This window comes from Halorubrum sp. SD41 (genome assembly GCF_058630335.1).
In genome coordinates this window covers 1-13,726 of the sequence record NZ_JBZVGZ010000025.1, presented here as the reverse complement: position 1 = coordinate 13,726, position 13,726 = coordinate 1, and the positions used below count along the sequence as shown (strand labels likewise).

At 69.3% G+C, this 13,726-nt stretch carries 12 protein-coding genes; 8 read left to right on the top strand and 4 right to left on the bottom strand.

The genetic code is table 11. The features are described from left to right. Positions 1-39: 39 nt before the first annotated feature. Positions 40-1,563 (bottom strand): 2,3-bisphosphoglycerate-independent phosphoglycerate mutase, encoded by a 1,524-nt coding sequence (gpmI, locus tag AC4NMM_RS12170; RefSeq protein ID WP_491924371.1) that lies wholly within the window; start codon positions 1,561-1,563, stop codon positions 40-42. A gap of 51 nt (positions 1,564-1,614) precedes the next feature. Then, on the bottom strand, positions 1,615-2,976 hold the full coding sequence (locus AC4NMM_RS12165; RefSeq protein WP_491924370.1) for an NAD-dependent succinate-semialdehyde dehydrogenase: 1,362 nt from the start codon (positions 2,974-2,976) through the stop codon (positions 1,615-1,617). 194 nt (positions 2,977-3,170) lie between these two features. On the opposite strand from AC4NMM_RS12165, the gene AC4NMM_RS12160 reads away from it, so the two are divergent. Genes AC4NMM_RS12160 through AC4NMM_RS12130 form a run of 7 tightly spaced genes read left to right on the top strand, consistent with a single transcriptional unit; the run spans position 3,171 to position 10,514 of the window. Next, the gene (locus tag AC4NMM_RS12160; protein WP_096395773.1) at positions 3,171-4,499 is read left to right on the top strand and encodes an ABC transporter substrate-binding protein; all 1,329 of its coding nucleotides are present in this window, start codon (positions 3,171-3,173) and stop codon (positions 4,497-4,499) included. A 15-nt stretch (positions 4,500-4,514) separates the two neighbouring features. Then, positions 4,515-5,408: a branched-chain amino acid ABC transporter permease gene (locus AC4NMM_RS12155; protein WP_096395775.1), complete on the top strand. Its 894-nt coding sequence runs from the start codon at positions 4,515-4,517 to the stop codon at positions 5,406-5,408. Beyond that, positions 5,405-6,589 (top strand): branched-chain amino acid ABC transporter permease, encoded by a 1,185-nt coding sequence (locus tag AC4NMM_RS12150; RefSeq protein WP_491924369.1) that lies wholly within the window; start codon positions 5,405-5,407, stop codon positions 6,587-6,589. The genes AC4NMM_RS12155 and AC4NMM_RS12150 overlap by 4 nt, the downstream gene beginning before the upstream one ends. Then, complete coding sequence (locus AC4NMM_RS12145) at positions 6,586-7,359, top strand: ABC transporter ATP-binding protein (RefSeq protein ID WP_096395779.1); 774 nt, start codon at positions 6,586-6,588, stop codon at positions 7,357-7,359. Before AC4NMM_RS12150 ends, AC4NMM_RS12145 begins: the two co-directional genes overlap by 4 nt. Then, on the top strand, positions 7,356-8,069 hold the full coding sequence (locus AC4NMM_RS12140) for an ABC transporter ATP-binding protein (RefSeq protein ID WP_096395781.1): 714 nt from the start codon (positions 7,356-7,358) through the stop codon (positions 8,067-8,069). The genes AC4NMM_RS12145 and AC4NMM_RS12140 overlap by 4 nt, the downstream gene beginning before the upstream one ends. Beyond that, on the top strand, positions 8,062-9,711 hold the full coding sequence (locus tag AC4NMM_RS12135; protein ID WP_491924368.1) for a long-chain fatty acid--CoA ligase: 1,650 nt from the start codon (positions 8,062-8,064) through the stop codon (positions 9,709-9,711). Before AC4NMM_RS12140 ends, AC4NMM_RS12135 begins: the two co-directional genes overlap by 8 nt. Continuing rightward, a complete protein-coding gene (locus AC4NMM_RS12130) occupies positions 9,708-10,514 on the top strand; it encodes an SDR family NAD(P)-dependent oxidoreductase (protein WP_491924367.1) in 807 nt (268 codons plus the stop codon). Before AC4NMM_RS12135 ends, AC4NMM_RS12130 begins: the two co-directional genes overlap by 4 nt. Before the next feature lie 42 nt (positions 10,515-10,556). Here AC4NMM_RS12130 and AC4NMM_RS12125 read toward each other — a convergent pair whose 3' ends face one another. Continuing rightward, complete coding sequence (locus AC4NMM_RS12125) at positions 10,557-11,624, bottom strand: phosphotransferase family protein (RefSeq protein ID WP_491924366.1); 1,068 nt, start codon at positions 11,622-11,624, stop codon at positions 10,557-10,559. A 199-nt stretch (positions 11,625-11,823) separates the two neighbouring features. Between AC4NMM_RS12125 and AC4NMM_RS12120 the strand changes: the two genes are divergently transcribed. Further along, entirely contained in the window at positions 11,824-13,044 is a 1,221-nt protein-coding gene (locus AC4NMM_RS12120; RefSeq protein WP_096395791.1) for an acyl-CoA dehydrogenase family protein, read from the top strand. A 21-nt stretch (positions 13,045-13,065) separates the two neighbouring features. On the opposite strand, the gene AC4NMM_RS12115 is transcribed toward AC4NMM_RS12120, so the two are convergent. Then, positions 13,066-13,596, bottom strand: a complete 531-nt coding sequence (locus AC4NMM_RS12115) for an Lrp/AsnC family transcriptional regulator (protein WP_096395793.1) — start codon at positions 13,594-13,596, stop codon at positions 13,066-13,068. Positions 13,597-13,726: the final 130 nt, after the last annotated feature.

The following is a 13,726-nucleotide window of genomic DNA, read 5'->3' as shown; positions in this document are numbered from 1 at the left end:
ATTAAAACGCCGTGGAACGAGCGAGAATCGATCCGAAGTTTATCGTTTATTCTCGAGCAGCGACTCGCCGGTCATCTCGGCGGGTCGGTCGCGGTCCATCAGGTCGAGCAGCGTCGGGGCGATGTCGCACAGCGACCCGTCCTCTCGGACGCGCTTCCCGCCGTCGCCGCCGTCGGGCGTCAGGTAGACGAACGGCACGGGGTTGAACGTGTGGGCGGTGTGGGGGTTTTCGGTCGTGCCCATGTCGTCGGCGTTGCCGTGGTCGGCGGTGACGACCGCGTGCGCGCCGGCGTCGGCGACCGCGGAGAGCAGCCGGTCGAGCTGTCCGTCGACGGCCTCGACGGCCTCGACCGCGGCGTCGAAGTCGCCGGTGTGGCCCACCATGTCGGGATTCGCGTAGTTCAACACGAGCAGGTCGGGGTCGTCGGCGGCGATCGTCTCGACGGCCTCGTCGGTCACCTCGGGCGCGGACATCTCGGGCTGCTGGTCGTAGGTGGGGACGTCCGGGCTCTCGACGATGGTGCGGATCTCGCCGGGGAACGCCACCTCGCGGCCGCCGTTGAGGAAGTAGGTCACGTGGGGGTACTTCTCCGACTCCGCGATCCGGAGCTGCGTGCCGCCGGCGTCCGCGACGACCTCGCCGATCGTGTTCGCGGGGATCTCCGGCGGGAACGCGACCGGGAACTCGAACGTCTCGTCGTACTCGGTCATCGTCGTCATGCGGATCTCGGGCTGGTCGAGGTCGAACCCCCACTCCGGCCGGACGCCGGTCAGCATCCGGACCAGCTGGCGGGCGCGATCCGCGCGGAAGTTGAAGAAGACCACCGCGTCGCCGTCGGCCAGCGCGGGCTCGTCCGCGACGAGCGTCGGCTCGACGAACTCGTCCGTCTCGCCGCGGGCGTGGGCCTCGCGGGCGGCCGCGACCGCGCTGTCGGCCTCGTTCGGGGCCTCGCGGGCGACGATCGCGTCGTACGCCTTCCGCGTGCGCTCCCAGTTCTCGTCGCGGTCCATTGCGTGGTATCGCCCGGTGACGGTCGCGACGTGGCCCGTCCCGCGCTCGTCGGCCTTCGCGGTCACGTCGGCGAGGAACTCGTCGGCGATCTCGGGGGCCGTGTCGCGCCCGTCGGTGAACGCGTGGCTCGTCGCCGGGACCCCCGCGTCGGCGGCGGCGTCGATCAGCGCGAGCAGGTGTTCCACGTCCGAGTGGACGCCGCCGTCGGACACGAGCCCCATGAAGTGGACTCTCCCGCCGGTCGAGGCCGCGTGGTCGAGCGCGTCGGCGATCGCGTCGTTGTCCGAGAGCGATCCCTCCGCGAGCGCGTCCGTGATTCGGGTGTACGCCTGCTTCACCACTCGGCCCGCGCCGATGTTGAGGTGGCCGACCTCGGAGTTGCCCATCTGTCCCTCGGGGAGCCCCACGCGCCGCCCGTGGACGACGAGGCGGCCGTCGGCCCCGCGCTCCGTCGCCGCGTCGAACGTCGGCGTGTCGGCCGCCTTCACGGCGTCGCGGCGGTCGTGGTCGCCGAGCCCCCAGCCGTCGAGGATGACGAGTGCCGTCTCCATACCCCAGCGTGCCGCCCGGGGGGTAACTACCCTTCGATGGGGTCACTCCCGTCACTCGACCCAGACGGTCTTTCGGTTGACGAACTCCTTGATCCCGGCCTCGGAGAGCTCCCGGCCGTAGCCCGAGTCCTTGATCCCGCCGAAGGGGACCCGCGGGTCGGACTTGACGAGCTGGTTCACGTACACGCAGCCCGCGTCGATGCGGCTCGCCACGCGCTCGCCGCGGTCGCGGTCCTCGGTCCAGACGCTCGCTCCGAGCCCGAACTCGGTGTCGTTGGCCGTCTCGACCGCCGCTTCCTCGCCGTCGACCTCGTACACCGTGGCCACCGGCCCGAACGTCTCCTCGGTGTCGACGGGGCATCCCTCGGGGACGTCGGTCAGGACGGTCGGCGGGTAGAACGCCCCCTCTCGGTCGAGGGGCTCGCCGCCGGTCACGAGCGTCGCGCCCGCGTCGACGCTCGCGGTGACCTGCTCGTGGAGCGACTCCATGAGGTCCGCCCGCGCCTGCGGCCCGACGTCGGTCGCCTCCACGGTCGGGTCGCCGACGGTGAGCGCGTCGATCTCGTCGACGAGCGCGTCGAGGAACGCGTCGTACACGTCCGTGTGGACGACGAAGCGCTTCGCGGCGATGCACGACTGCCCCCCGTTCAGGTTCCGCGCCCAGGCTCCCGTCTCGGCCGCGGCCGCGACGTCGGCGTCGTCGAGGACGACGAACGGGTCGCTCCCGCCGAGTTCGAGGACGGTCTTCTTGAGCTGGTCGCCGGCGCTCGCGGCGACCGCGCGCCCGGCCGGCCCGCTCCCGGTCAGCGTCGCGGCCCGAACGCGGTCGTCCGTCAGGAGGTCGTCGACGAGGTCCGACGGGATCAGAAGCGTCTGGAAGACGTCCTCGGGGTAGCCGGCCTCGCGGAACACCTCCTCGATCGCGAGCGCGCAGCCGGGCACGTTCGACGCGTGCTTGAGGAGGCCGACGTTCCCGGCCGTGAGGTACGGCGCGGCGAAGCGGAACACCTGCCAGAACGGGAAGTTCCACGGCATCACCGCGAGGACGGGGCCGAGCGGTTCGTGCTCCGTCCTGACCGTCGAGCCCGGCGGGCTCGGGTGGTGGTCCGCCTCGAGGTACGCGCCCGCGTGTTCCGCGTAGTGGTCGCAGACCCACGCGCACTTCTCGATCTCGCCGACCGCCTGCGAGATCGGCTTCCCCATCTCCCGGGTCATCGTCTCGGCGTACTCCCGCTTGTTCTCTCTGAGTACGTCGGCCGCGTTCGCGAGGAGCCGCTCGCGGTCCCGGAGCGGACGCGTCCGCCAGTCGTCGAACGCCGCGGTCGACCGCTCCAGCGCCGCCTCGACGTCGTCCGCGTCGTGTTCGTTGTACGTTTCGATCTGCGCCCCGGTCGCTGGGTTTACCGCGTTCATGTGAAGTATGACAACGTTGTACAGGCACTTTACTATTGGTCACGCCGGACGGCGGCCGATCCCTCCCCGCGTTCGACCGACCGATTCGGGCCCGGACTGGGGTTTGGGACGGGGAAGTACGACGGGGAAGGTTATCGTATGTTACAGACCCGCATATTTATGTAGGGAGCGACACTCACGGACGATTGTTAACAATGGTAACCGAAGACAGCGATACCGAAAACAAGTATAAACGGAGCGACGCCGCCGAGACGGGTTCGGGAAGCCGGTCGCCGGTCGGACGGCGGCGGTTCCTTCAGGCCGCCGGCGCGGGCGCGGCCGTCGGGCTCGCCGGCTGTTCCGGCGGGGGCGGCGGAGACGGCGGGCCCGTGACGCTCGGGGCCGCGTACATCCTCTCCGGGTTCGCGTCGCTGTACGGCGAGGAGGCCGAACGCGGGATCGACTTCGCGGTGTCGGAGATCAACGACAACGGCGGCATCGACGGCCGAGACGTCGAGGTGATCGTCCGCGACACCGAGGCGAGCGCCGACACGGCGATCCAGCAGATCCGCAGCCTCGTTCAGGAGGACAACGTCGACGGGCTGTTCGGGCTCGACTCCAGCGGCGTCGCCCAGGCCGTCGCGCCGCAGATCTCGCAGCTCCAGATACCGTTCATGATCACGCACGCGGCGACCCCGTTCGTCACCTCGCCGCAGGGCGAGCACGAGGACTCCGTCGGGAACGAGTACGTGTTCCGCGACTCCAACAGCCTCGCGCAGGACATCTACGGGGCCGCGCGCGTCGCCCAGGAGCTCGACGCCACCGAGTGGGCCACCATCGGCCCGGACTACGCGTTCGGGTACGAGACCTGGGACTACTTCCAGGCGTACTGCGACGGGCTCGGCGTCGAGGCCGAGTTCACGGCCGAGCAGTTCCCGGCGCTGGCGACGAGCGACTACAGGCCATTCATCAGCTCCATCCTCGACGCCGACCCCGACGCGGTACTCACCCCGCTGTGGGGGGCCGACCTCACGACGTTCATCGGACAGGCCGAGAGCGCGGGCTGGTTCGACCAGATCGACCACACGCTGTTCAGCGTCGGGATGGGGACGGACCTCCCGAGCGACGGCAGTCCGCTCCCGGAGGGTGAGTACGCCTCCACTCGGTACGACCCATTCGTCCCCGACACCGAGACGAACAACTCGTTCCGCGATGCGTACTACGAGGAGTACGAGTCGCTCCCGACGTACAACGCAGAGGGCGCGTATCGGGCGGTCCACCTGTACAAGGAGGCGATCGAGTCGGCCGGAGGGACGGACGCCAGCGCGCTCGTCGACGAGTTCACCGGCATGGAGCACTCGGGCCCCGTCGGCGACTACCGGTTCAGCGAGACGAACCAGGCGACGGTCGCGTCAATCTGGGGCACCGTCACCTACGACGACGAGTGGGAGAGCAACGTGCTCGACCCCGTGAACCGATACGAGGCGGGTCCCGACGTGCTGTCTGAGGCGCTCGGCGACTCCGACCTCCCGACGGGTATCTAAGCCCGTCCCCTTTTCATGAGTTTCACACCACTCGTTCCACTGATCGGTATCTCCGACGTCGTCATCGGACTGAGCCTCGGCAGTCGGCTCTTTCTGATCGCCGTCGGCCTGAGCCTCATCTTCGGCGTGCTGGGCGTGCTCAACTTCGCGCACGGCGGGTTCTACATGCTCGGCGCGTACGTCACCCTCGCCGTCATCTCGAACGTCGTCGACAACTTCTGGATCGCCGTCGTGGTCGGCGCGCTCGCCGTCGGCGTCGTCGGCGCCGCGATCGAGTTCTCGGCGATCCGCCGGCTGTACGACCGAGTCGACTCGGACCTCGACCAGCTCATCGTCACGTTCGGGTTCGTCCTCGTGATCCACGAGGCGGTCCGGTTCATCTGGGGGTCGGGGTCGTACTCGATCGACCCGCCGGACGTGTTCAACTTCTCCGTGACGCTCGGCGGGAGCACGTTCAACGCGTACCGGCTGGTCGTCATCGGCCTGGCCGTCGGTGTGCTCGTCGCGCTGTGGCTGTTCATCACGCGGACGTACTTCGGCTCGCTGGTCCGGGGGACCTCCTCGGACCGCGAGATGGCGGCCATGCTCGGCGTCGACGTGCCCCGGCTCTACACCGGGGTCTTCTTCCTCGGGAGCGTGCTGGCCGGCCTCGGCGGCGCGCTCTCGGCGCCGATTCAGGCGACCAGCCCGGCGCTCGGCGACCAGGTGATCATCGACGCGTTCATCGTCGTCGTCATCGGCGGACTCGGCTCCATGGGCGGCGCCTTCGTCGGCGCCATGCTCATCGGCATGATGCAGAGCCTCGGCCCGCAGTTCATCAGCGCCGGCAGCATCGCGATCCCCTTCCTCGCGATGGTGGTCGTGCTGCTGCTCCGTCCCGAGGGCCTGTTCGGGGGGATCGGCGAATGAGCGCGACCGACACGGGCGGCCGGGTCAGCCGGTTCGGCTCGGCGGTCGCCGAGGGATGGACCCGCGAGCGGTTCGGCCTCCTCGGCGCCGTCGCGCTGGTGCTTGTCGCCCTCGCGCCGCCGTTCCAAGTCTATCTGTTCACCGACTTCCTCGTCGTCGCGCTGTTCGCGCTCGGCTTCAACCTGCTGTACGGCTACACGGGCCTGCTCTCGTTCGGTCACGGCCTGTTCTACGCGGGCGGCGCGTACGGGATCGCGATCGTGTTGCGGGACCTCGGCCCGGTGATCGCCGACGTCGTCGGCACAGGGATTTCGCCGCTCGTCACGTTCGTTCTCGGCGGCGTCGTCGGCCTCGCGCTCGTCGTCGCCGTCGCGGTGCCCGTCGGGTGGCTCAGCGTCCGGTTGGAGGAGATCTACTTCGCGCTGATCACGCTCGCGTTCGGGATGTTGGGCTACTCGCTCATCATCCAGGACCCGGCGGGGCTGACGAACGGGACCGACGGGGTGATCGTCCTGCTCGGTACCGTCGATCTCGGCGGCGTAAGCCTCCGGATCGGCGGCCGACGGATCTACTACCTCATCTCGGCCGTCACCGTGGTCGCGGCGGCGTACGGGGTGTGGCGCGTGGTCAACTCCCCGTTCGGGGCCGTCTGTAAGGCGATCCGCGAGAGCCCCGACCGCGCGGCCGCGCTCGGGATCGACGTCGGCCATCACCGGTGGATGACGTTCATCGTCTCGGCGGCGGTCGTCGGGATCGCCGGCGTGTTGCGCGCGGGGCTCGCGAGCGTCGCGTCCCCGGGGCTCACGCACTGGTCGACGAGCGCGATCGCCGTCATCGCGACCGTGATCGGCGGCGCAACGTATTTCTACGGCCCGATAGTCGGCGCGTTCATCTTCCTGTACATCCGGTGGGCGATCAGCCGCTTCCCGGCGCTCGAAGCGTACTGGGAGCTGTTCTTCGGCGCGCTGCTCATCGCCGTCGTGCTGTTCTTCAAGCAGGGCGCCGTCGGCGGCCTCCTGCTGCTCCGTGACCGAGTGTTCGGAGACGGCGACGCCGGCGACGCAGGTAGTGGCGGTGGCGGCGCCCTCGACGAGGGCGGGCAGGCGACGACCGCGACGGACGACGGAGCCGAATCGGGCGGCGACAGCGACGCGCGGACCGACAGAGGTGACGACTCGTGACGACCGTCCTCAAGACCGAAGACCTCCGGAAGCAGTTCGGCGAACTGACCGCCGTCGACGACGTCTCCATCGAGATCGACGACGACAAGATCACCAGCATTATCGGCCCGAACGGGGCCGGGAAAACGACGTTCTACAACCTCCTGACGGGCGTGCTCGAACCCACGTCGGGGTCGATATGGCTCCGGAGCGGGGAGGGAGACGAGCTCGCCGACGTCACCGACGCGGAGCCGCACGAGGTGGCGCAGGCGGGGCTCTCGCGGTCGTACCAGATCACGAATATCTTCGAGGGGCTCACCGTGCGCGAGAACGTGCGGGTCGCCCGGATCAGCCACGAGGGGGCGCGGCTCGACTTCCGCTCGCGGGCGACCGGCGACGAGTCGATCGAGGCCGACGTCGCGGAGCTGTTGGAGCTCACCGGGCTCACCGACATCGCGGACACCTCCTGCGACACGCTGAGCCACGGGGAGAAACGGACCGTCGAGATCGCCTTAGCGCTCGCCATCGAGCCGGACGTGTTCCTGATGGACGAGCCCACCGCGGGGATGAACCCGACGGAGGTGACGGAGATCGTCTCGCTGATCCGCGAGCTCGACGCGGACCTCGACGCCACGTTCGTCGTGACCGAACACAACATGGACGTCGTCACGGACATCTCCGACCGGATCGTCGTGCTCGCCGAGGGGTCGATCCTCGCGGACGGGACGCCGGCGGAGGTGCTGACGGACGAGCGGGTGACCGAGGCATATCTGGGGAGTGATAGCGTATGACGATACTCACGGTCGACGACATCGACACGTACTACGGGAACAGCCACGTGCTCCACGGGGTCTCGCTGGATATCGACGAGGGCGAGGTGGTGGCGCTGCTCGGACGCAACGGCGCGGGGAAGACGACGACGATGCGCTCGATCGTCGGCGCGTCCCCGCCGCGCTCGGGGTCGATCACGTACCGCGGCGAGGAGATCACGGGGCTGTCGTCGGACGAGATCAACGGGCGCGGGATCTCGCTCGTCCCGGAGGACCGCCGGGTGTTCCCCACCCTGACCGTCCAGGAGAACCTCCGATTGGCGCACAACCTGGCGAACGACCCGCGGCCGGTCGAGGAGATGTATGACCTGTTTCCGGCGCTCGACGACCTCCGCGGCAGCGACGGGCGGAACCTCAGCGGCGGCGAACAGCAGATGGTGTCGGTCGCCCGCGCGCTCGTTCAGGCGCCCGACGTGCTGCTCTTAGACGAGCCGACCGAGGGGCTCGCGCCGGTGATCGTCGACGACCTCAAGGAGATCGTCCAGACGGTCGTCGACCAGAACGTCACCGTCCTCCTGACCGAACAGAACGTCGACTTCGCCTTCGAGCTCGCCGAGCGGGGGTACATCATGGACACCGGCGAGATCGTCTTCGACGGCACCGTCGAGGAGATCCGGGACCGAGAGGACCTCCTCGAGACGTACCTCTCCGTGGGGACCGCCGATGCCTGAGGAGCTCACCCTCCGCCCGTTCTTCTGGCGGGCGACGCGGCTGTTCCCGGAGACCGAGGTCGTCTCGCGCACTCACGACGGGGTCGACCGCTACACCTACGCCGACTTCGGCGACCGCGTCCGGCGGCTCGCGGCCGCGCTCGCGGACCTCGGCGTCGAGGCCGGCGACCGCGTCGGGACGCTCGGGTGGAACACGCACCGGCACCTGGAGGCGTACTACGCGGTCCCGCTCTCCGGCGCGCAGCTCCACACCGTGAACCTCCTCCTTCAGGACGACAACGTGGAGTACATCATTAACGACGCCGCGGACGACGTGCTGATCGTCGACCGCGACGCGGTGGCGGTCCTCGACCGCCTGTGGGGCCGGATCGACGGCGTCCGCGAGGTCGTCGTCATGGACGACTCGATCCCGGAGACGGAGGCGGACCTGCCGCTGTCGTCGTTCGAGGAGCTGATCGCGGACGCCGACCCGATGGAATCGTGGCCCTCGCTCTCCGAGGACGACCCGGCCGGGATGTGTTACACCTCCGGGACGACGGGGAAGCCGAAGGGAGTCGAGTACACCCACAAGATGATCTACGCCCACGCGATGATGGTGATGACGCCCGCCGCGCTCGACATCGCCGAGGAGGACGTGGTGATGCCGGTCGTCCCCATGTTCCACGTGAACTCGTGGGAGTTCCCGTACGCCGTGACGATGGCGGGCGCGAAGCAGGTGTATCCGGGGCCGTCCCCGGACCCCGCCGACCTCGTCGAGCTGATCGAAGAGGAGGGCGTCACGCTCACCGCGGGCGTCCCGACGGTGTGGATCGACGTGCTCGACCACCTGGACGAGCACGGCGGCGACCTCTCCTCGCTCGAACGCATCGTCGTCGGCGGCAGCGCCGCGCCCCGGGAAGTTATGCGGCGGTACGAGGACGAACACGACGTGACGATCGAACACGCGTGGGGGATGACCGAGACGATGAGCATCGGCTCGGTCTCGCGGCCGGCCTCGGGGACCGCCGACGGCGACCGCGAGGCGGAGCTCGACAAGCGGGCGAAGCAGGGGCTGCTCTCGCCCGGGCTGGAGATGCGGGTCGTCGGGGACGACGGCGAGCCGATCGCGTGGGACGGCGAGGCGTTCGGCGAGCTGCTCGTCCGCGGGCCGACGGTCGTCGGCGAGTACTACGACCGCCCGGAGGCCAACGAGACGGACTTCGTCGCGGCCGAGGACGGGGGCGCGCGCTGGCTCCGCACCGGCGACATCGTCACCGTCGACGAGGACGGGTACGTCGACGTCGTCGACCGCGCCAAGGACGTGATCAAGTCCGGCGGCGAGTGGATCTCCAGCATCGAGTTAGAGAACGCCCTGATGGCGCACGACGACGTCGCCGAGGCGGTCGTGATCGCGGCGCCGCACGAGCGCTGGCAGGAGCGGCCGCTGGCGTTCGTCGTGCCGAAGGCGGGCCGCGAGCTCGACGTGGCGGCGATCCGGTCGTTCCTCGAAGCGGAGTTCCCGCGCTGGTGGCTCCCGGACGACGTGCGGTTCCGCGAGGAGATCCCGAAGACCGCGACCGGGAAGTTCGACAAGAAGACGCTCCGCGAGACCGTCGAGGACCCGGCGCTGCCGTACGCGCCGGGCGACGGAGGTGGCGAATGAGCGACGAGGAGGCGCCGCTCGGCGGGGAGTTGGCGCCGACCGACGCCCTCCCCGACCTCTCGGGGAAGGTCGCCGTCGTCACCGGCGGCGGGCGCGGGATCGGCCGCGCCGTGACCCTCGGGCTGGCCGCGGCGGGGGCGACGGTCGTCCCCTCGGCGCGGACGGCCGCGGAGGTCGAGGCCGTCGCCGACGAGGCACGCGAGTTGGGCGTCGAGGCGCGCGGCGTCACGGCCGACGTGACCGACGACGACGACGTGGCGGCGCTCGTCGAGGAGACCGTCGAGGCGTTCGGCTCGCTCGACGTCCTCGTCAACAACGCCGGGTTCAACCCCGACGACGCGCTCGGCGACCCGACCGAGATCGAATCCGACGCGGTCGACGGCGTGCTCGACGTGAACCTGCGGGGCGCGTTCCGGACCCTCCGGGCCGCCGGCCCGCACCTGCGCGAGGCGGAGGGGAGCGTCGTCAACGTCGCCAGCGTGGCCGGCGAGGTCGGCCTCCCGAAACAGCACCCGTACGTCGCGTCGAAGCACGGGCTCGTCGGGCTGACGAAGAGCGCGGCGATGGACTGGGCGCCGGACGTTCGGGTGAACGCCGTCGCCCCCGGGTACGTCGCGACCGACCTGACGGAGACCCTTCAGGAGAACGAACGGCTCCGGCAGTCGATCCTCGACCGGACGCCGCTCGACCGCTTCGCCGAGCCGACGGAGATAGCCGGCCCGGTCGTCTTCCTCGCGAGCGACGCGGCGAGCTTCGTCACCGGCGAGACGCTCGCCGCGGACGGCGGCTGGACGGCCCGGTAAGTCGCCGGCGGTGGACTCCCGAGTGACCGCCGTCGGCGGAGCCTACAGCCGCTCGGTCTCGCCTTCGACGTACGCGAGCGTCCGCGCCGCGAGCTCGGGGACCTGCGTCTCCATCTTCGGGTACAGCGGGTCGTCGCTGTCGTCGTTCAGGTGCCGCGCGAGGAACATCTCGCCGAGCGCGGCCATCTTGTACGCCGCGAGCGCGCGGTAGAACCGCTCGTGGGCGAACTCGCGGCCCGTCGCCGACTCGTACCGGTCGATCAGCCCCGCGCGGGTCGGGTACCCCTCGCGGGCGGTGAACGTCGACATCAGGTCGGGCATCGCCGGGTCCGGGTCGCCCTCGTCGTACCAGAACAACAGCAGCCAGCCGAGGTCGGCGAGGGGGTCGCCGAGCGTGGACAGCTCCCAGTCGAAGACGGCGACGACCTCAGGTGGGGTCCCGGGGCCGTACATCACGTTGTCGAGCTTGAAGTCGCCGTGGACGAGGGTCTCCGGGTGGTCGTCGGGGACGTTGTCCGCGAGCCACTCGCCGACGGCGACCAGGTCGGGAACCTCCCTGACGGCCTCGGTCGTCTCGAAGGCCCAGTCGAGCTGGCCGGTCCAGCGCTCGACCTGCCGGGCCGTGTACCCCTCCGGGCGACCGAACTCGCCGAGCCCGACCGCCTCGTAGTCGGCCGCGTGGATCGCCGCGAGCGTGTCGACGAGTTCGGCCCCGACCCGCTCGCGCGCGGCCGGGTCGGCGAACCGCTCGGGCTCGGCGTCGCGCAGCACGTCGCCGTCGGCGCGCTCCATGACGTAGAAGTCGCTCCCGAGGACCGCGGGGTCGTCACAGGCGCGCAGCGTCGCGGGAACCGGGACGCCGGTGTCGGAGAGCGCGTCGACGACGCGGTACTCGCGCAGCACGTCGTGGGCCGTGTCGGCCGTCTCGCCGGGGGGCGGCCGCCGGATCACCAGCTCGCGGTCGCCCCACGTGACGAACAGCGTCTCGTTCGAGTGCCCCTCCGCGTGTCGCTCGACGGCGAACGTGTCTACCGGCCCGAACTCCGCCGTGAGGTACGTCCCGAGCGCGTCGTTGTCGACCAGCCTGTCGAGGTAATCGGCGTCGGTCACGGCCGGTCGTCCTCCGTTCGACGCGGGCCGGAGGCAACGGCGGCTGACCGATCTGTACCCGAACGTCTTTTATCGGTTATCGCATATTCAACTAACATTGTAAATCTATTTTTCGGTACATTGGGGATCAGTTTCCCGTAATATAGAATTTTGGGAGAATAGCCGGAACCACTATTTACATTGCTAAATAAGAATCGGTATGGAGTACGACGACATCGGACGCGGACCGGAGGTCGCCGAGGCCGTCAGGGAGTTCGTCGATGAGACGGTGCTCCCGGTCGAGCGGGAGTGGCTCGGTCGGGGACCGATCCCACCGACGGAGATCGAGGCGCTGCGCGACGCCGCGCGCGACGAGGGGATCTACGCCCCGCAGGTCGACGAGGAGTACGGCGGACTCGGACTCGGCTTCCGCGAGATGCTCCCCGTGTTCGAAGAGGCGGGGCGCAGCCTGCTCGGCCCGACCGCGCTTCGGTGTGCGGCGCCGGACGAGGGGAACATGCACACCCTCGAGATCGCGGCCACCGAGGAGCAGAAGGAGCGCTGGCTCCGCCCGCTCGCGGCCGGGGAGATCGACTCCGGGTTCGCGATGACCGAGCCGATGCAGGGCGGCGGCTCGGACCCGAAGATGCTGAAGACGACCGCCGAGAGGGACGGCGACGAGTGGGTCATCGACGGCCACAAATGGTGGACGACGGGTGGACTCGACGCCGACGTGTTCCTGACGTTCGCGCGGACCGATCAGGAGGCGCACCCGTACGCGGGCTGTTCGGTGATCCTCGTGCCCGCCGACGCCGACGGCGTCGAGATCGTCCGGAACATCCCGCACCTCGGCGAGGGGCTAGTGGGGACGACGCACGCCGAGATCCGGTTCGATAACGTCCGGGTCCCGGTCGAGAACACGCTGGGCGAGGCAAACGAGGGGTTCACGCTCGTCCAGCAGCGGCTCGGGCCGGCCCGGCTCACCCACTGTATGCGGTACGCCGGGATGGCCGACCGCGCGCTCGACATCGCGACCGCCTACCTCTCCGAGCGCGAGGGGTTCGGCGAGCCGCTCTCGGAGAAGCAGGGGCCGCGGTTCCGGATCGCCGACCGCCGGACCGAACTCCACGCCGCCCGCACGATGGTCCGGCACGCGGCCGGCCGGATCGCCGACGGCCACGAGGCGCGGATCGAGGTGGCGATGGCGAAGACGTTCGCGGCGAACGTGACGCAGGAGGCGATCGACGACGCCCTCCAGTTCTGCGGCGGCAACGGGATCGCGTACGACCTGCCGATCGCGCGCTTCCACGAGAACGTCCGGCAGTTCCGCATCGTCGACGGCGCCGACGAGGTCCACCGGCGGACGATCGCGCGGGACGCGTTCGAGGACCCGCCGACCGAGGAGCTGGAGGCCGTCACGCGGTTCGGCGAATTCGACTGATCCGGCGACCGACGGCGCCGGTCACTCGTCGTCGCCCTCCTCCTGAAACACCTCGAACAGCTCGGGGTCGGTCCCGAACTTGAGGACGTTCGTCACGACGGAGTTACGGAGGTTGGTGATGAGTTCCCCGTACTCCTTGTAGAACTCGTGGATCCACTTCGACTCCTGTTCGCGGTCTTTGAACATCATGATGGTCTTCCACTGGTAGTCGCCGTCGGAGAGGAAGTACATGAACGTGTGGCGGCTTGACCGGATGTGTTCGAGCGCGTCCCGCCAGTTCTCCTCGAACCCCTCGGGGTTGAACTGGAACTCGAAAAGCGAGAAGAAGAGCTGCTCCTCATTGGGGACCAGCGCCTCCCGGAACACGCCGTCCTCGCGCATTCGCCGGATCGACTCGTTGACGGTGACGTGAGAGACGTCGATGTCGTACTCCTCGTCGAGGAGGTCCCGGAGCCTGCGTGACGTGAGCTGCGGGTCGCGAGCGAGTTCCTGGAGGATGATCGTGTCCCGCTCGGAGAGGTTCCATTCGGGACGCGGCTGTTTCTCGGGCATTCCCTCCGTAAGGGTGGAGCCGTCACGGTAATCAGTATTTGGGCCGCCGTCGCCGGCGGTGTTCAGATAAGGATTGAAAGGTGAGGCGGTACGTTTTCAAAGTGATTCATGCCCGAAAACGACCGCCTCA

What these genes read in the sequence shown, in the direction of transcription:
- AC4NMM_RS12135 (WP_491924368.1), top strand. Translation starts at nt 8,062, where the DNA reads ATGCCTGAGGAGCTCACCCTCCGCCCGTTCTTCTGGCGGGCGACGCGG.
- AC4NMM_RS12160 (WP_096395773.1), top strand. Translation starts at nt 3,171, where the DNA reads ATGGTAACCGAAGACAGCGATACCGAAAACAAGTATAAACGGAGCGAC.
- AC4NMM_RS12165 (WP_491924370.1), bottom strand. Translation starts at nt 2,976, where the DNA reads ATGAACGCGGTAAACCCAGCGACCGGGGCGCAGATCGAAACGTACAAC.
- gpmI (WP_491924371.1), bottom strand. Translation starts at nt 1,563, where the DNA reads ATGGAGACGGCACTCGTCATCCTCGACGGCTGGGGGCTCGGCGACCAC.
- AC4NMM_RS12150 (WP_491924369.1), top strand. Translation starts at nt 5,405, where the DNA reads ATGAGCGCGACCGACACGGGCGGCCGGGTCAGCCGGTTCGGCTCGGCG.
- AC4NMM_RS12155 (WP_096395775.1), top strand. Translation starts at nt 4,515, where the DNA reads ATGAGTTTCACACCACTCGTTCCACTGATCGGTATCTCCGACGTCGTC.
- AC4NMM_RS12140 (WP_096395781.1), top strand. Translation starts at nt 7,356, where the DNA reads ATGACGATACTCACGGTCGACGACATCGACACGTACTACGGGAACAGC.
- AC4NMM_RS12130 (WP_491924367.1), top strand. Translation starts at nt 9,708, where the DNA reads ATGAGCGACGAGGAGGCGCCGCTCGGCGGGGAGTTGGCGCCGACCGAC.
- AC4NMM_RS12120 (WP_096395791.1), top strand. Translation starts at nt 11,824, where the DNA reads ATGGAGTACGACGACATCGGACGCGGACCGGAGGTCGCCGAGGCCGTC.
- AC4NMM_RS12115 (WP_096395793.1), bottom strand. Translation starts at nt 13,596, where the DNA reads ATGCCCGAGAAACAGCCGCGTCCCGAATGGAACCTCTCCGAGCGGGAC.